This window comes from Massilia sp. MS-15, assembly GCF_020176695.1.
Classification (GTDB): domain Bacteria; phylum Pseudomonadota; class Gammaproteobacteria; order Burkholderiales; family Burkholderiaceae_D; genus Telluria; species Telluria hydrophila.
On sequence record NZ_JAIWIA010000003.1, the window covers coordinates 24,696 to 42,047 of the forward strand.

Below are 17,352 nucleotides of genomic sequence, written 5' to 3' on the forward strand. Positions count from 1 at the left end.
CTAGCTCGCATTGCGTGCAGGCAGGCCGTCTGCCGCGCGCGCCCTGTCGTTTTTACGCCATATGATGGGAGGGCAAAGACGGTTTCTACCCGCGCCGGGTAGGCATTCCTTGCAGACGAGTCTCAGCGGTACGAACGAACACGAAGGAGGTGGACGATGAGCTACGCAGACCGTGACAGGTATGGCATGTACAGGAACACGCGCGGCACCGGCCCCGGACCGGCACTGATGGGCGCCGAGACGCTGATCGGCGACAGTGTCGTCAACGCCCACGAAGAAGATCTGGGAGACATCAAGGAAATCATGCTGGACATGCAGACGGGCCAGGTGGCCTATGCGGTGCTGGCTTTCGGGGGGTTCCTCGGCATCGGCGAGAAGCTGTTCGCCGTGCCCTGGCAGGCGCTGCACCTCGATACCGCCAACAAGCGCATGGTGCTGAACATCGACAAGGAGCGGCTGAAACAGGCACCCGGCTTCGACAAGGATGCCTGGCCCGACATGGGCGACGTGGGCTGGGCCAGCAGCGTGCACGGCTTCTACGGCACCGATCCGCAGCGCGCTGGGGCGCCGAGCATGGGCCCGGGACCGGGCGGGACGGCCGGCATGGGCGGGCCGGGACCGCGCGTGGGCAGCCTGCATGGAGATTCGTATGGGGTAGGCGCCAGCCCCGATCCGCGTCCGGGGCATGATGGGGACGACAAGGACCTCAGCAGGATCCGCGGCAGCAATATCGGCTGACGTAGGGTGGGTGGGTTTCCCGCCCACGCGGTCAACGCACGGGTGAATCTCCACGAAAACGTGAATGATGGACGCTTTTTTGCCTTCATTAATGACGCCGCGTGAAGGCAGGCCCGGTTGATGCGTGGGCAAGGAACTTGCCCACGCAACGAAGACCGCGTCAGCGGATCATCGATTCCCATACCTTCTGCAGGCGCTTGGCCGACACCGGCATGGGCGTCCTCAGCTCCTGCGCGAACAGCGACACCCGCAATTCTTCCAGCATCCAGCGGAACTCCGTCATGCGCGGATCGTTGTTCTTGCCGGCCCCGTTTTTCAGCGTGCGCTGGAACTGGCTGGCCGCGCCCTGCCACTCCGCCATCAGCTGCGCATCGCGCGCGGGGTTCCCGCGCAGCTTTTCGATGCGCACGTTGATCGCCTTCAGGTAGCGCGGGAAGTGCGCCAGCTGGCTGTACTCGTTGTCGGCGATGAAGCGCTTGTGGATCAGGCCCTGCAGCTGCGCCTGAATGTCCTGCTGGACCGCCGGCGGCAGGCTCTGGATGCGCTTCGGCATGCCGTGGAACTCGGCCAGGATGGACCCGGCCAGGCGCGCGATCTCGTTGATCAGGAGACCGATGCGGCCCTTGCCCGCGTCCTTGCGCTGGTTGAACTCCCCGGCGTTGACCGGCAGCGGGTCCTGCAGGCAGGCGATGTCGATCGCCTTGGCGATGATCTGGTCGCGCAGGTCTTCCTGCGTGCCCACGCTCATGAACTGCATGCCCATCCCTTGCAGGCCGGGGATGTTCTTCTCGGCGAACTTGAGCTGGTCCTTCAGCTGCAGCGCGAACAGGCGGCGCAGGCCGATGCGGTGGGTGCGCGCCGCCACGTTCGGGTCGTCGAACACTTCCAGGTCGCAGTGCGCTCCCTTGTCCACCAGCGCCGGGAAGCCGATCAGGGTCAGCTTGCCCTGGGTGATCTCCAGCAGTTCCGGCAGCTCGCCGAAGCTCCAGCCGGTCAGGCCCGTGTGCTGGATCGCGCCCGGCGCAGCCGCGGCCGGCGCGGCGCCCGATGCCTGGCCAGCCGGCTTCGTGCCTGCCGCATTGCCCTTTCCTTTCGTCGCCAGCGAGGTCGAGGCCGGGGCCGCGGCCTGCAGCTTTGCCGGCGCGGCCGGCGTCGTTTCCGCCATCTTCTGGAAGCTCTGGCGCGCCTGCCCGCCCAGCTCGGCCTGCAGGGTCGCCAGGTTGCGGCCCATGTCGAGCTGGCGCCCGTGCTCGTCGATCACCTTGAAATTCATGAACAGGTGCGCGGGCAGGGTCTCCAGCTTGAAGTCGGTGGTGAGCACCCGCGCGCTGGTGTGCATGTGGATGTCGGCGATCAGCGCGTCGATCAGGTCGCCCCTGGCGAAACGCAGCGGGTCCTGGTGGCGCTCGAAGAAGTTGGCGGCGTATTCCGGCAGCGGCACGCAGTGGCGGCGCAGCTTCTGCGGCAGCGATTTCAGCAGCAGGTGCACCTTCTCCTTCAGCATGCCCGGCACCAGCCAGCCGGCGCGCTCCTGGGGAATCTGGTTCAGGGCGAACAGCGGCACGCTGAGTGTCACGCCGTCGCGCGCGCTGCCCGGCTCGAAATGGTAACTCAGGCCCATCTCGATGCCGGTGACGTTCATCGTCTTCGGGAACAGCTCGGTGGTGACGCCGGCCGCCTCGTGGCGCATCAGCTCTTCGCGGTTCAGGTACAGGAGCTTCGGGTTGTCGCGCGCCGCGTCCTTGTACCACTTCTCGAAGCCGGCGCCGTTCACCACCGTGTGCGGGATTTCCTTGTCGTAGAAGGCGGCGATCAGCTGCTCGTCCACCAGCACATCCAGGCGGCGCGACTTGTGCTCGAGGTTTTCGATCTCGCGCACCAGCTTGTGGTTGTGCGCATAGAAGGGCGCGCGCGTCTCGTAGTCGCCCGCCACCAGGGCGTCACGGATGAAGATCTCCCGCGCTTCCACCGGGTTGTGCTGGCTGTAGTTGATGCGGCGGTTGCTGTACACGACGATGCCGTACAGGGTCGCGCGCTCGAGCGCCGTCACCTGCGCCTGGCGCTTTTCCCAGCGCGGCTCGCCCCAGGACTTCTTCAACAGGTGCGCGCCGATCTTCTCCACCCACTCCGGCTGGATCTGCGCGATGGTGCGGGCATACAGGCGCGTGGTTTCGACCAGCTCGGCCGCCATCACCCAGCGTCCCGGCTTCTTGGCCAGATACGACCCCGGCCAGATGTGGAACTTGATGCCGCGTGCGCCCAGGAACACCGGCTCGTCCTCGGCCTTGAAGCCGATGTTGCCCAGCAGGCCGGTGAGCAGGGCCATGTGCAGCTGGTCGTAGGTGGCCGCTGCGCTATTGAGGCGCCAGCCCTGTTCGCGCGCCACGGTCAGCAGCTGCGAATGCACGTCGCGCCACTCGCGCAGGCGCAGCTGCGACAGGAAGTTGGCGCGGCAGTTCTCCTGCAGCTGGCGGTTCGATTTCTTGTGCTGGATCGCATCCTCGAACCAGGCCCAGATCTTCAGGTAGCTGAGGAACTCGGACTTCTCGTCGGCGAATTTCTTGTGCTTTTCGTCGGCCTGCTGCTGGTACTCGATCGGGCGGTCGCGCGGGTCCTGCGTCGACAGCGCCGAGGCCACGATCAGCATCTCGCTCAGGCAGTCGTTGTCCACCGCCGCCAGGATCATGCGGCCCACGCGCGGGTCGAGCGGCAGCTTGGCCAGTTTTTTACCAAGCGCGGTCAGCGCGTTGCTGTCGTCGACCGCGCCGACTTCCTGCAGCAGCTGGTAGCCGTCCGCGATCGCGCGGCCCTGGGGCGGCTCGATGAAGGGGAAGGTCTCGACGTCGGTCAGGTGCAGCGATTTCATGCGCAGGATGACCGAGGCCAGCGAGGAGCGCAGGATCTCGGGGTCCGCGAACTTCGGACGCTTGTTGAAATCGTCTTCCTCGTAGAGGCGGATGCAGACGCCGTCGGCCACGCGGCCGCAACGGCCGGCGCGCTGGTTGGCCGAAGACTGCGCCACCGGCTCGATCTGCAGCTGCTCGACCTTGTTGCGGAAGCTGTAGCGTTTTACGCGCGCAAGACCCGTGTCGACCACGTAGCGGATGCCCGGCACGGTCAAGGACGTCTCGGCCACGTTGGTGGCCAGCACGATGCGGCGCGCATTGGTGGTCTTGAACACGCGGTCCTGTTCTTCCACCGACAGGCGCGCGAACAGGGGCAGGATCTCGACGTGCGGCGGATGGTGCTTGCGCAGCGCTTCGGCGCAGTCGCGGATCTCGCGTTCGCCCGGCAGGAACACCAGCACGTCGCCCGGGCCGATGCGGCACAGCTCATCGACGGCGTCGACCACCGCGTCCATCAGGTCGCGCTTGTCGCGCGCTGCCTGCGCTTTCGGCAAGGGTTCGCCGGGCTTGGCATTGGTGGCCGCGACCGGGTCGCGGTCCACCGGACGGTAGCGCACTTCCACCTTGTACAGGCGGCCCGAGACCTCGATGACGGGCGCGGGCTTGTCAAGCGTGCCGAAATGGCGCGCGAAGCGCTCGGCATCGATGGTGGCCGAGGTGATGATGATCTTCAGGTCCGGACGGCGCGGCAGCAGCCCCTTCAGGTAGCCGAGCAGGAAGTCGATGTTCAGGCTGCGCTCGTGCGCCTCGTCGATGATGATGGTGTCGTAGGCTGCTAGCCACGGATCGGTCTGCGTCTCGGCCAGCAGGATACCGTCGGTCATCAGCTTGACCGAGGCGCCTTTCGAGAGCGTGTCGTTGAAGCGCACCTTGAAGCCCACGTGCTCGCCCAATGGCGAACCGAGTTCCTGCGCGATGCGCTTGGCGGTGCTGGAGGCGGCGATCCGGCGCGGCTGGGTGTGACCGATCAGGCCTTGCGCGCCGCGGCCGAGTTCCAGGCAGATCTTCGGCAGCTGGGTGGTCTTGCCGGAACCGGTTTCGCCCGAGACGATGACCACCTGGTTTTCCTGGATCGCCCTCGCGATCTCGCCACGGCGGCTGGACACCGGCAGGTCTTCGGGGAAGGTGATCGGCGGGAGCGGATTCCTGGCGGGCGGCGTGCGCGCCTCGTCGCGCGCGGGACGCTCGCTGCGTTCCTTGTGCGCTCCCCGTTCACGCTGCGGCTGCGGCTGCGGCTGCGCGCGGCGCGGTCCGCCTTCCTTCTTCGTCTGCAGTTCGCCATCGCGCGTCCGCGTCGTAGGCGCGCGCAATTCACCCGCGGGCTGCCGCCTGCGTGGCTCCCTGGCGGAAGGCTGGTCGGATGCGGTGCGCGCCTGCTGCGGCGCAGGCTTGTTACTCTGTTCAGACATTGATTTTTACAAGGTATTTGGTGCGCACGTCGCGCAGCGAATTATAATGCGGCAAATGGAAAACCCTACCCAATTCGTCCAGTGGCTGCGCTCTGTCGCGCCATATATTCACACCTTTGGCGGCAAGACTTTCGTCGTTGCCTTCCCGGGCGAACTGGTCGCCTCCGGCGCCCTGCCGGTGCTGGCCCAGGACCTGTCCCTGCTGCTCGGCCTGGGCATCCGCCTGGTGCTGGTGCACGGCTCGCGCCCCCAGGTGGCCGAGCAGCTGGCCCTGCGTAACGTCGAGGGCCGCTTCCACAACGGCATCCGCATCACCGATACCGCCGCCCTCGAGTGCGCGAAGGAAGCCGCCGGCGAATTGCGTCTCGATATCGAAGCCGCCTTCAGCCAGGGCCTGCCGAACACCCCGATGTCGCACGCCCAGATCAGCATCGTGTCGGGCAACTTCGTCGTCGCCCGCCCGCTCGGCGTGATCGATGGCGTCGACTTCGAGCTCACCGGCATGACCCGCAAGATCGCGGCCGACAAGATTCAGCCGATCCTGCAGACCGAGGACAGCCTGGTGCTGCTGTCGCCGCTGGGCTTCTCGCCCACCGGCGAGATCTTCAACCTCACCATGGAAGACGTGGCCGCATCGGCCGCGATCGCCCTGCACGCCGACAAGCTGATCTTCATTACCGAGACCGGCATGATGAGCGACGTGGCCGGTACCGAGATCCGCGAATTGTCCTCGCACCAGGCCGAAGCCGTGCTGCAGGCGGGCTTCCTGCCGCCGGACGCCGCGTTCTACCTGCGGCACGCCATCAAGGCCTGCAACAGCGGCGTGGACCGCGCCCACATCGTGCCCTTCGAGATGGACGGTTCGGCCCTGCTCGAGCTGTTTACCCACGATGGCGTCGGCACCATGATCAGCCACGAGAACCTGGAAAGCCTGCGCCAGGCCACAATTGAGGACGTCGGCGGAATTATCAAGCTGATCGAGCCGCTGGAAGCCGACGGCACCCTGGTCTACCGTGGCCGCGAACTGATCGAACGCGAGATCGACCAGTTCTCGGTGATCGACCACGACGGCGTGATCTTCGGCTGCGCCGCGCTCTACCCCTTCCCGGAAGCGAAGATGGGCGAGATGGCCTGCCTGACGGTGAGCCCGGACGCCCAGACCCAGGGCGACGGCGAACGCATCCTGAAGCACATCGAGAACCGCGCCCGCGCCGCCGGTCTCACCAAGCTGTTCGTGCTGACCACCCGCACGGCGCACTGGTTCAAGAAGCGCGGCTTCGTGCCGGCCACGGTGGACGACCTGCCCAAGGACCGCCAGCACATGTACAACTGGCAGCGCCGGTCACAGGTTTTCATCAAGACCTTATAATGCCGGTTTCACCGCTTTCACCGCTTTCACCGCTTTCATACAGATACAGGAGTACGCCATGGCCCGCACCGTCCAATGCATCAAACTGAAGAAGGAAGCCGAAGGGCTGGACTTCCCGCCGGTCCCAGGCGAAATGGGCAAGAAGCTGTACCTGTCGGTCTCGAAGGAGGCCTGGCAGGCATGGCTGAAGCACCAGACCATGCTGATCAACGAAAACCGCCTGAACCTGGCGGACGACCGCGCGCGCAAGTACCTGGCCGCGCAGATGGAACGTCATTTCTTCGGTGACGGCGCGGCCGACCAGGCCCAGGGTTACGTGCCGCCGGCGGCCTGAGTCTGCTCTGACGCTGTTGTAGGGTGGGCGGGTTTCCCACCCACGCGTTCAAGCCAGGCAAGAACAGCCTGTGCGGTGCATTCATCGTCGGCCATCACCACGTGGGCAGAAAATCTGCCCACCCTACGCCCAGCGCCAGCAAACTACATCTTCACGCACTGGCGCAATTCACAGCGCGCCATGAACACCTTCCCCCGCATCGCCCCTTCTTCGCAGCGCATCCGGTACACCTCCACCGGCCCCGCCGCCGTCACCAGCCCCGCGCCCTGCCCGCTCGTGCAGCCCTGCTGCTTCGCCAGCTTCTCGACCGTGGCCGAGGACACGCCCAGCCTGAAGGGCACGCGCTCGATCGGCGCGCCGTCCGGATCGACCAGGCCGGGCGCCGCCGGCTTGGCAAGCGCCACCGGTGCGGGCTGCGGCGCCGGCGCGCTCCTGGACAGCGTGCAGCCGGCCAGCAGCAGGGCGACAAGGACAGCGACAAGAACGGTCAAGGGCGCCAGCGCGTGCTTCATGTGCGTTTCTCCGCTCAGAACGTCAGGGTCTTGACGCCCTCGGACGTGCCCAGCAGGCACACATTCGCGCCCGCCCTGGCGAACAGGCCGACCGCGATCACGCCCACGATCTGGTTGATCCGCTCTTCCAGCGCCACCGGATCGGTAATCGACAGGCCGACCACGTCGATGATCTCGCCGCCATTGTCGGTGATGAAGGCGTCATCCGAACCTGGCTTGGTGCGCAGGCGCGGCTGGCCGCCAAGCAGCGCCAGCTGGCGCATCACCGAGGCGCGCGCCATCGGGATCACTTCCACCGGCAGCGGGAACTTGCCCAGTGTCTCGACCAGTTTCGAACCGTCGGCGATGCAGACGAACTTCTGCGCCACCGAGGCCACGATCTTCTCGCGGGTCAGGGCCGCGCCGCCGCCCTTGATCATCGCGCCGCTGGCGGTGATCTCGTCGGCGCCGTCGATGTAGACCGCCATCGAGGTGACGTCGTTCAGGTCGAATACCGGAATGCCGTGGCCGCGCAGGCGGCTCGCCGTCGCTTCCGACGAGGCCACGGTGCCCTTGATGCGGTCCTTGATCCTGGCCAGTTCGTCGATGAAGAAGTTGGCCGTGGAGCCGGTGCCGACGCCGATGATTTCGCCGTCCACCACGTAATCGATCGCGGCGCGCGCCACGGCTTGCTTGAGTTCGTCCTGGGTCATGATACTGTCAGTAAGAGAAAGGAAGCCGCCATTTTAGCGGATCGCACCGTTCAATCCGCAAAAACGACGCTTCGTCGCAGCCCGGCGCCAGTCGATGCAAAATGCATTGCCAAGCAGATATCCGTGCAGCACACTGCATGTTTTCGCAGGCATATAGAGAACACAATGAAACGCTGGACGAAGAAGCGGGTGGCGATCGCCGCCGCGATACTGGTGGTGGGCGGCGCGGCCGCCGCATGGTTCATGCCCAGGGGCGAACCGAAAGTACCGCCGTCGAAATACCGCACCGCGCAAGTCGACATGGGCGCCATCAACCAGACCGTCACCGCCACCGGCACCATCAACCCGGTGGCGCTGGTGAACGTCGGCTCGCAGGTATCCGGCACCGTGGTCGAGCTGAACGCCGACTTCAACGACCGCGTGACCAAGGGCCAGGTGCTGCTCAAGCTCGACCCGACCATCTTCAACGCCCAGATCCGCCAGTTCGAAGCCAGCAAGGCTTCCGCCCTGGCCAACCTGCGCCTGGCCGAGGCCAACTACCAGCGCAACCAGCAGCTGATGGCGCAGCGCTTCGTCTCCGGCACCGTGGTCGACCAGGCGCGGCGCGAGATGGACGTGGCGCGCGCCAACGTGCAGCTGGCCCAGGCCCAGCTCGATCGCGCCAGGGCGGACCTGAACAACAGCGTGATCCGCTCGCCGATCGACGGCGTGGTCATCAAGCGCACCATCGACCTGGGCCAGACCGTGGCGGCTTCGTTCAACACGCCGAACCTGTTCCAGATCGCGCGCGACCTCACCAAGATGCAGATCGACACCAGCGTCTCGGAAGCCGACGTCGGCGCCCTGAAGGACGGCCTGCCGGCGCGCTTCGTGGTCGACGCCTATCCGGACCGCGAATTCCACGCCACCATGCGCCAGTTCCGCCTGGCCGCCAACGTGGTGCAGAACGTCGTCACCTACAACGTCGTGCTCGACGTCGACAACAGCGACGAGATGCTGAAACCCGGCATGACGGCCCAGGTGCGCCTGGTCGTGGCCAACCGCCCGAACGTGATGCGCATCCCGACCACGGCGCTGCGCTTCCAGCTGCCGGAAGAGGAACAGGAAAAACTGCGCAAGCGGGAACAGGAAGCGGCGAAGAACGGCAACAAGGATGGAACAGTGCGGCAGGTGGCGCAAAAGCCGGCCGCCCCGGCCCAGGATGACGACCTGGCCTTTCGCAGCGCCAGCGAAACCGCGCGCCAGTACAAGGTGTATCGCCTCGATGCGAGAAACCAGCCGCAGCCCGTCGACATCCGCGTCGGCCTGTCGAACTTCCGCTATACCGAAGTGGTGGCTGGCGGCCTGAAAGTGGGCGACCAGGTCGTCACGCGCACGCTGGCCCAGCCGAAAGACGACATGTGAGCGCGGCCGTGACTTCTTCCACGATCGCTCAGCTGATCGATATTCGCGGCGTTACCAAGACCTATGTCAGCGGCAGCGTCGAGACCCGCGTGCTGCACGGGATCGACCTGCAGGTGACGCGCGGCGACTTCGTCTCCATCATGGGCCAGTCGGGCTCGGGCAAGTCGACCCTGATGAACATCCTCGGCTGCCTCGACCAGGCCACCGGCGGCAGCTACCTGCTCGATGGCGTCGATACGCTGTCGCTGTCGCGCGCCCAGCTGGCCGACATCCGCAACCGCACGATTGGCTTCGTGTTCCAGAGTTTTAATCTCATCAAGCGCATGAGCGTGGCCGAGAACGTGGCGCTACCGCTGATCTACGGCGGCGCCAGCCGCGGCAAGGCGCACGCGCGCGCGTTGCAGGAGCTGGAACGCGTGGGACTGGGCGGGCTGGCCAGGCGTACCCCGAGCCAGCTGTCCGGCGGCCAGCAGCAGCGCGTGGCGATCGCCCGCGCGCTGGCCACCGATCCGCCGCTGCTGCTGGCGGACGAACCGACCGGCAACCTCGATACGCAGACCAGCGACGACATCATGCACAGCTTCCGTGATCTGAACCGGGAACGCGGCATCACCATCGTGCTCGTCACCCACGAAGCCGACGTCGCCGCCTACAGCCGCCGCCTGGTGCGCCTGAAGGATGGCCGGGTGCTGTACGACGGCCCGTCGGCGGAAGGACTGCGCCAGCACAATGCAAGCCACATGGAGGTACCGGCATGAACTTCCTCCAGGTATTGATCGAATCCTTCCGCTCGATGGCGGCCAACCGCCTGCGCACGGCGCTCACCATGCTCGGCATCGTGATCGGTATCGCCTCGGTGGTGCTGCTGCTAGCCATCGGCGACAGCATGCAGCGCTTCATCGGCAAGGAGCTGCAGCAGCTGGGCACCAACATGCTGTACGTGTTCCCCGGCGGTGACCGCACCAGCGCCCAGCGCGCACGCGCCGGCGCCGTGCCCTCGCTCTCGATCCACGATGCGGCCGCCCTCAACGAACTGCCCAGCCTGACCGGCGCGGCGCCGGCGCTGCAGGGCGGCTTCAAGCTCAGCGCGGGCAACGAAAGCCTGAACAGCCAGGTGCACGGGGTGACCCCGGCCATGTTCAAGATCCGCAACTGGAAGCTCGACCAGGGCAACCTGTTCAGCGAAGCCGACGTGCGCGCCTCGAGCCGCATGGTGGTGATCGGCCAGAAGGTGGCGGACCAGTTCTTCTACAAGGCCGACCCGCTCGGGCAGTACATCCGCATCGAGAACGTCGCCTTCCAGGTGATCGGCGTGCTCGCCGGCGAAGGCAAGCAGATCGACGGCTCCGACATCGCGGAACTGGTGCTGGTGCCGATCACGGCCGCCAGCGCCAACCTGATCAAGATGCCCTTCCCGCAGAACGTGCACTACATCGCGGCCCAGGGACGGCCCGACATGTCGCTCAAGGAGGCCGAGGAAGACGTCAAGGAAACCCTGCGCGCGCGCCACCGCATCCGCCCCGAGAGCCCGGACGACTTCAAGGTGCAGAACATGGCCTCGTTCGCGGAGACGGCCAACACCATCAGCGCCGGCGTCGCCCTGCTGCTCGGCCTGATCGGCGCGATCTCGCTGCTGGTGGGCGGCATCGGCATCATGAACATCATGCTGGTGTCGGTCACCGAGCGCACCCGGGAAATCGGGATCCGGATGGCAATCGGCGCGCGGCCGGGCGCGGTGCTGCTGCAGTTTCTGGCCGAGTCGGTGGTGATCTGCGTGGCCGGCGGCCTGCTGGGCGTGGCGATCGCGATGGCCGGGGCGGCGGCGATCACCGCCACCGGCAAGTTCGAGGTCTACCTCACTTTCCAGGGCGTGCTGGTGGCCTGCGGCTTCGCCAGCGCGGTGGGCGTGTTCTTCGGCTTCTATCCGGCGCGCCGCGCCTCGCGTTTGCTGCCGGTGGACTGCCTGCGCTATGAGTAAGGCCCCTGCCATGGACGGACGCGTATGCCTGCGCCGGGCCCGCAGCGCCGACATCCCGGCAATGTCGGCCATCCGGCTGGCGGTGCGCGAGAACGTGTTGTCCGATCCGGCGCGGGTGACCCCGCAGATGTACGAGGACTATCTCGACAGGGCGGGCCGCGGCTGGGTGGCCGAGGTCGACGGCGTGCTTGCCGCCTTCTGCTATGCCGACCGCGCGCAGGCCTCGATCTGGGCGCTGTTCGTCAGCCCGCCTTACGAAGGGCGTGGCCTGGGAAAAGCCTTGCTGGCGCTGGCGGTCGCGTGGCTGTTCGATCTGGGCCACGAACGCATCACGCTGGGCACCGGGCCCGGAACCCGGGCCGACGGCTTCTACGCGGCCCAGGGGTGGACCAGGATCGCCGGGGACGGGCGCGAGATCGCATACCGGCTCGACCGGCATGGGCAGTCCGCCGGCGCGGCCACATCCCCCCGCGCCGGCTTGAGCGCATGAACGGGCCTCTCGCCATGTCGCGCGTCAGGCGCCCCCGCATCCGCCCCGCCCTGCCGGCCGTGCTTGCCGCGCTTGCCGCCTGCCTGCCGGGCGGCGTGGAAGCGGGTGGAACCGGACCGGACGCCGGCAAGGACGCGCTCCCGGAACTGGCGCCGGTCACGATCAACCGGGTCAGGAATCCGGGAGACCTGCCCTACGCCGGCTTCCTGCAATCCATCCGGCGCCTGCAATCCTACCTGCCACCCGAACCGCGCGTGCTCGACCTGCGGCTGCGGCTGTCGTTCACCGGGCTGGGCGAAGCCGAACGCGATGCCTACCTGCCGGATACCTGGGCGGTGGCCATCGTCGGCGATACGCTCGACCATCCGGTAGCGGTCGAGCGCGGCGGCTACTTCCTGCTGCCCGAGCTGCCGCAGGCGGCGAGCGAAGGGGCGACCATCATGTTCAATGCGCAGACCCGCAAGGACTACATGCAGGTCGCCTGGAAGTTCCGGGTTGCCCCGGGACAGACGCTGGCCTATGCCGACTTCGCGAAAGCCTTCGACGAGGTCGCGTTCGTCCAGAAGAACATCCCGCTGTACCGGATCAGCCTGCGCGACGAGCGCCTTGCCCGCTTCGACGGCCTGAAAGCCTGTTTTCACCCAGGTGGTGGCCGCATCGAGATCGACGGCCAGCCGGCGCCGGCCACCAGTGTCGGCGCCTGCAGCGTGCTGCGCTTCGATCCCGCGGTCGCGAAGACCGGCCAGGCAAAGATCGCCTTCGTCGGGCCGCTCGACACGGTGACCCTGCATGAAACCGTTCGCTAAGATGGACTCGAAAAAGGAGAAACCAAGGATGAGCAGCACACAATCCGTCGCGCGCCGCGGCCTGTGCGCACCGGTCCTGGCGGCCGCGCTGGCGCTGGCGAGCGCGGGAGCCACGGCCCGGGTGGCAGCGGCCCAGGAGGCAGCGGCAACGGGTGCCCGGGACATCCCTGCGGTCAAGGTCCACCGCAAGACCAATCCGGGCGACCTGCCCTACAAGAGCTTTTTCCAGATCCAGAGCTTCCTGCAGTCGCTGATGCCGCTTGGCCAGCGCGTGGTCGAGCTTCGCCTGCGCGTCAATTTTGCCAGCGACAAGGGCCCGGCCTACGACGAGTTCCAGCCGAAGACCTGGGCCGTGGCCATTGTCGGCGAATCGGTGGACCAGGTCATTCCCGTCACGCGCGGCGGCTATTTCGTGCTGCCCGAGCTGCGCCAGGCGGCGCAGGAAAACGCGACACTGATGTTCAATACGCCGACCCGCGAGGGGCGCATCGCGCTCGAATGGAAGCTGAAGACGGATGCGGCGCAGCAGCTGTCGTATGCCGATTTCGGCAAGGCGATCGAGCAGGTCAGATCGGTGCAGCGCAAGATCCCCTTCTACCACCGGGGACTGGAAGAGGTGCGCGCCATCGACTACACCGGGCTCAGGGCCTGCTTCCTGGCCGATGGCGGACGCATCGAGGTCGGCGGACAGGCTGCCGCGACTCGGGCCGAGGGCAAGTGCCAGGTGCTGAGGTACGACGCGCAGGTGGCGCGGGACGGCGCCGCCGGCATCGCCTTCATCGGCCCGCTCAGTATCGTGACGCTGAGCGGCAGCGGCATCTAGGAAAGCGGCCAGCCCCACGCGCCTGGGGCCGGCCCGTGGACACTCAGTTCACCAGGCGCAGGGTCATCGGATAGCGGTAGCTCACGCCATTGCTGGCCTTGACGGCGGCGACGATGCACAGTGCCAGGTTGGCCAGCATGACGACCCAGATCAGGAAGATGCCGATCAGGACGATGGACAGCACGGCGCAGCCGATATACAGGAACATCACCGTGATCTGGTAGTTCAGGGCTTCGCGCGCATTCTCGGCCGTGAAGCGGTCGCTATCGTCCTTCTTGATCAGGTACAGCACCAGGGGCACGACCCAGCCAAAGAAGATACCGCTCAGGTGCACCAGGATGGCCAGGGTCTTGTCGCCGGCGTAGGTGCCGACCGCTTCCGTATTCTGCATTCTTGTTCTCCGTTTTTCAGCAAGGTGATGGGTAGGGATGTGAGGGATGGTCAGCCGGATAGCGTTCCTGAAAGTCATCATAATATTGATACTTTGCAATGTCTATCAATAAAAGATGTCCCTTCGGGCGCTCTGGCTCCTGGCTGCGCCGCTGCGTTTCGGGCGAGCAGAGTGTTGCATGATGGGCGGTCACCGCCTTGATCCCCGTCGATAGCGCAACGGCCGCCCCCCCCCCCAGGATTCACGCGGCGATCCTGCGCGGGCGGGCCAGCCAGGCGGCCGGGCCGCTGGGCAGGCTGCGTGGATCGGACGGGTCGGCCAGGAAACCGGCGAGCACGGCTTCGTACAGCGCCAGGCTGCCGCGATGCTGTCCCTGGCGCATGGCGTCCGGCTTGCGCAGGAATTTCAGTACGAAGTAATCGGCCAGCAGGTCTCCCTGCGCTTCCATGTTGTAGTCGGCAAGCCGGGCGCCGGCGTGCAGGGAATAGGCATACGGAAGGCCGAAGCGGATCGCGCCACGCAGACGCACCGGATAGCCGAGCTGGTGCTGCCACACGTGCACCAGCTCGTGCATGAACCAGTGAATCGCGCCGGGGTCGCCGCGGGTATAGTCGGGCAGGAAGCAGGAATGGTGGAAGTACATGCTGCCGTTGGGCGTCATGCAGCAGTTCTTCGGCTGGAACGGCAGGTAGCGCCGCCCATGGACGCGCACGCGCCGGTAGTCGATGGCGTCGCGGAACAGCTGCGACGCTAGCGCGATCTCGGCCTCGGTCAAAGGACGGGATCGCGCGCGCAGCATGATACGGTGCCGCTCAGGCGGCGCGCAGCGCGGAGGCGGCCTTGGCCAGCTCGGTGATGCCGGCCCAGTCGCCGTTGGCGATCAGGTCCTTCGGCGTCAGCCAGGAGCCGCCCACGCAGGCCACGTTCTTGCAGGCCAGGAACTTTGGCGCGCTCTCGATCGAGATGCCGCCGGTCGGGCAGAAGGTAACGTCGGGCAGCGGGCCGGCGATCGCATTGAGCATGCCGACGCCGCCCGCCGGCACCGCCGGGAACAGTTTCAGTTGCCTGAAGCCGTGCTCGCGCGCGGCCATCACCTCGGACGGGGTCATCACGCCCGGCAGCAAGGGCAGTCCGCTGGTTTTCGCGGCCTCGATCATGGCCGGGGTCAGGCCGGGCGACACGCCGAACACGGCGCCCGCATCGCGCGCCGCCACGAATTCGTGCGCCTGGGTCAGGGTACCGACGCCGACGATGGCGCCTTCGACGCCGCTCATGTCGCGGATCGCCTGCAGGCCATGCTCGGTGCGCAGCGTCACCTCCAGCACCCGGATGCCGCCCGCCACCAGGGCGCGGGCCAGCGGCACCGCATGGGCCGGGTCGTCGATGGCGATGACGGGGATGACGCTCGCCGAGCGCATGATCTCAAGTAAAGTCATTTTTGCGTCCTGAAAAGAAAGTCTTCGTCCGAGCCGGGCTGGCCCTCTTCCACATGCGCGCCCTCGTGCAGCGGCACCGTGGTATCGATCGGCGACGGCAGCGGGAAGCTCGCCGCGCCCTCCTCCGCCGGGCTGGCGTGGTTGCGGAACATGGCGAACAGTTCGCGGCCCATGCCGATGTGGCTCGTCGACAGGTCGGCGCTGGCCATGCGGCGCGCCGCCCAGACCGAGTCGGTCACCAGCGCCTCCAGCGTGCCATTGCTGGCGTCGACGCGGATGATGTCGCCGTCGCGCACCAGCCCGAGCGGGCCACCGGCCAGGATCTCGGGCGAGACGTGGATCGCCGCCGGCACCTTGCCGGACGCGCCCGACATGCGGCCGTCGGTCACCATCGCCACCTTGTAGCCGGCATCCTGCAGGTTCGACAGCGCCGGGGTGAGCGCATGCAGTTCCGGCATGCCGTTCGCGCGCGGGCCCTGGAAGCGGATCACGGCCACGAAGTCGCGTTCCAGCTCGCCGGTCTTGTAGCGCTCCATGAAGTCTTCCTGCGAGTCGAAGGTGATGGCCGGCGCTTCGATCACGTGGTATTCCGGCTTCACGGCCGAGATCTTCATCACCGCGCGCCCCAGGTTGCCCTGCACCAGCACCATGCCGCCATTGTTGGCGAAGGGATTGGCGGCCGGACGCAGCACGGCTTCGTCGCCCGATGTCGTAGGCGCGTCGCGCCACACGACCTTGCCGTCCGCGCCGAGGAAGGGTTCCTGGCAATGGGCGCGCAGGCCGTGGCCGAGGATGGTGTTGACGTCCTCGTGCGCCAGGCCGGCGTCGAGCAGTTCGCGGATGACGAAGCCGGGCCCGCCGGCGGCCTGGAAATGGTTCACATCCGCTTCCCCGTTCGGATAGATCCGGGTCAGCGAGGGCACGACCTTCGACAAGGCGTCGAAGTCGTTCCAGTCGATCACGATGCCGGCCGCGCGCGCGATCGCCACCAGGTGCAGGGTGTGGTTGGTCGAGCCGCCGGTCGCGTGCAGCGCCACGATGGCATTGACGATGCTCTTTTCGTCGACGATGCGGCCGATCGGCATGTATTCGCCGCCCTGCTGCGAGATGCGCACCGCCTGGCGCGAGGCCGCGCGCGTGAGCGCGTCGCGCAGCGGCGTGCCCGGGGTGATGAAGGCGGCGCCCGGCAGGTGCAGGCCCATCATCTCCATCAGCATCTGGTTGCTGTTGGCGGTGCCGTAGAAGGTGCAGGTGCCGGCGCCGTGGTAGGACTTCGATTCGCCTTCGAGCAGTTCCTCGCGGCTCGCCTCACCCTTGGCGTAGCGCTGGCGGATGGCCGCCTTTTCCTTGTTCGAGATCCCGGTGGTCATCGGGCCGCCCGGAACGAAAATGCCCGGGATGTGGCCGAAGTGCAGCGCGCCAATCAGGAGGCCCGGCACGATCTTGTCGCAGATGCCCAGGTAGAGGGCGGCATCGAACATGTTGTGCGACATCGCGACCGCGGTCGCCATCGCGATCGTGTCGCGCGAGAACAGCGACAGTTCCATGCCCGGCTGGCCCTGCGTGACGCCGTCGCACATGGCGGGCACGCCGCCCGCGAACTGGGCCACGGCATCGACTTCGCGCACGGCGTCCTTGATCAGCTGCGGGTAGGTCTCGAACGGCTGGTGCGCCGACAGCATGTCGTTGTACGACGAGACGATCGCCACCGAAGGCTTCTTGTATTCCTTCAGCTTGAGCTTGTCGTTGGCCGGGAAGGCGGCGAAGCCGTGGGCCAGGTTGGTACAGGACAGGGAACCGCGCTGCACGCCCTGCACGCGGGCGGCTTCCAGGTGCGCGAGATAGGCCGCGCGCGAGGCGCGGCTGCGCTGGATGATCCGGTTCGTTACCTGTTCGACTACGGGGTGGAGCGCCATGATCGTTCCTTCGTGAATTTTGTATCTGAAATTTTACTACAGATTGGGCAGGGATGCATCCAAGGCGCCGGTTTTTTGATCGGGTCGTCGGCCTGGCCGTAGGGTGGGCGGGTCTCCCGCCCACGCGGACAACGGCCGTTTGCCGTGC

At 66.7% G+C, this 17,352-nt stretch carries 16 protein-coding genes; 9 read left to right on the top strand and 7 right to left on the bottom strand.

Annotation, left to right across the window (positions count from 1 at the left end; all coding sequences use genetic code 11):
• Positions 1-156: 156 nt before the first annotated feature.
• Positions 157-738: a PRC-barrel domain-containing protein gene (locus LCI23_RS02140; protein ID WP_224943240.1), complete on the top strand. Its 582-nt coding sequence runs from the start codon at positions 157-159 to the stop codon at positions 736-738.
• 160 nt (positions 739-898) lie between these two features.
• Here the strand turns inward: LCI23_RS02140 and hrpA are convergent, their stop codons facing one another.
• Positions 899-5,053: an ATP-dependent RNA helicase HrpA gene (hrpA, locus tag LCI23_RS02145; protein WP_224943243.1), complete on the bottom strand. Its 4,155-nt coding sequence runs from the start codon at positions 5,051-5,053 to the stop codon at positions 899-901.
• A 55-nt stretch (positions 5,054-5,108) separates the two neighbouring features.
• Between hrpA and argA the strand changes: the two genes are divergently transcribed.
• The gene (gene argA / locus LCI23_RS02150) at positions 5,109-6,422 is read left to right on the top strand and encodes an amino-acid N-acetyltransferase (RefSeq protein ID WP_224943246.1); all 1,314 of its coding nucleotides are present in this window, start codon (positions 5,109-5,111) and stop codon (positions 6,420-6,422) included.
• A 58-nt stretch (positions 6,423-6,480) separates the two neighbouring features.
• Positions 6,481-6,756 (top strand): oxidative damage protection protein, encoded by a 276-nt coding sequence (locus tag LCI23_RS02155; protein WP_224943249.1) that lies wholly within the window; start codon positions 6,481-6,483, stop codon positions 6,754-6,756.
• Positions 6,757-6,899: 143 nt separating this feature from the next.
• On the opposite strand, the gene LCI23_RS02160 is transcribed toward LCI23_RS02155, so the two are convergent.
• Both LCI23_RS02160 and rpiA read right to left on the bottom strand, forming a co-directional pair.
• Entirely contained in the window at positions 6,900-7,268 is a 369-nt protein-coding gene (locus LCI23_RS02160; RefSeq protein WP_224943252.1) for a hypothetical protein, read from the bottom strand.
• Positions 7,269-7,282: 14 nt separating this feature from the next.
• Positions 7,283-7,960 carry a ribose-5-phosphate isomerase RpiA gene (rpiA, locus tag LCI23_RS02165; RefSeq protein ID WP_224943267.1) on the bottom strand — a complete coding sequence of 226 codons (678 nt, stop codon included), beginning with the start codon at positions 7,958-7,960 and terminating at the stop codon, positions 7,283-7,285.
• Between the two features lie 165 nt (positions 7,961-8,125).
• On the opposite strand from rpiA, the gene LCI23_RS02170 reads away from it, so the two are divergent.
• Genes LCI23_RS02170 through LCI23_RS02195 form a run of 6 tightly spaced genes read left to right on the top strand, consistent with a single transcriptional unit; the run spans position 8,126 to position 13,461 of the window.
• The gene (locus LCI23_RS02170) at positions 8,126-9,364 is read left to right on the top strand and encodes an efflux RND transporter periplasmic adaptor subunit (protein ID WP_224943269.1); all 1,239 of its coding nucleotides are present in this window, start codon (positions 8,126-8,128) and stop codon (positions 9,362-9,364) included.
• Between the two features lie 8 nt (positions 9,365-9,372).
• Entirely contained in the window at positions 9,373-10,122 is a 750-nt protein-coding gene (locus tag LCI23_RS02175; RefSeq protein ID WP_374041136.1) for an ABC transporter ATP-binding protein, read from the top strand.
• Entirely contained in the window at positions 10,119-11,342 is a 1,224-nt protein-coding gene (locus LCI23_RS02180) for an ABC transporter permease (protein ID WP_224943271.1), read from the top strand. The genes LCI23_RS02175 and LCI23_RS02180 overlap by 4 nt, the downstream gene beginning before the upstream one ends.
• Entirely contained in the window at positions 11,335-11,832 is a 498-nt protein-coding gene (locus LCI23_RS02185) for a GNAT family N-acetyltransferase (RefSeq protein WP_224943274.1), read from the top strand. The genes LCI23_RS02180 and LCI23_RS02185 overlap by 8 nt, the downstream gene beginning before the upstream one ends.
• Entirely contained in the window at positions 11,829-12,638 is an 810-nt protein-coding gene (locus LCI23_RS02190) for a hypothetical protein (RefSeq protein ID WP_224943277.1), read from the top strand. The genes LCI23_RS02185 and LCI23_RS02190 overlap by 4 nt, the downstream gene beginning before the upstream one ends.
• Before the next feature lie 28 nt (positions 12,639-12,666).
• A complete protein-coding gene (locus LCI23_RS02195) occupies positions 12,667-13,461 on the top strand; it encodes a hypothetical protein (RefSeq protein ID WP_224943280.1) in 795 nt (264 codons plus the stop codon).
• A 43-nt stretch (positions 13,462-13,504) separates the two neighbouring features.
• Here LCI23_RS02195 and LCI23_RS02200 read toward each other — a convergent pair whose 3' ends face one another.
• The 4 genes from LCI23_RS02200 to edd all read right to left on the bottom strand — a co-directional run bounded on the left by LCI23_RS02200 (position 13,505) and on the right by edd (position 17,204).
• A complete protein-coding gene (locus LCI23_RS02200; RefSeq protein ID WP_224943283.1) occupies positions 13,505-13,852 on the bottom strand; it encodes a DUF4870 domain-containing protein in 348 nt (115 codons plus the stop codon).
• 241 nt (positions 13,853-14,093) lie between these two features.
• Positions 14,094-14,651 (bottom strand): Rhs element Vgr protein, encoded by a 558-nt coding sequence (locus LCI23_RS02205; protein WP_224943286.1) that lies wholly within the window; start codon positions 14,649-14,651, stop codon positions 14,094-14,096.
• Between the two features lie 13 nt (positions 14,652-14,664).
• Positions 14,665-15,288, bottom strand: coding sequence for a bifunctional 4-hydroxy-2-oxoglutarate aldolase/2-dehydro-3-deoxy-phosphogluconate aldolase (eda, locus tag LCI23_RS02210; protein WP_224943289.1), 624 nt, complete (start codon positions 15,286-15,288; stop codon positions 14,665-14,667).
• Positions 15,285-17,204: a phosphogluconate dehydratase gene (gene edd, locus LCI23_RS02215; protein ID WP_224943300.1), complete on the bottom strand. Its 1,920-nt coding sequence runs from the start codon at positions 17,202-17,204 to the stop codon at positions 15,285-15,287. The genes eda and edd overlap by 4 nt, the downstream gene beginning before the upstream one ends.
• Between the last annotated feature and the right edge of the window lie 148 nt (positions 17,205-17,352).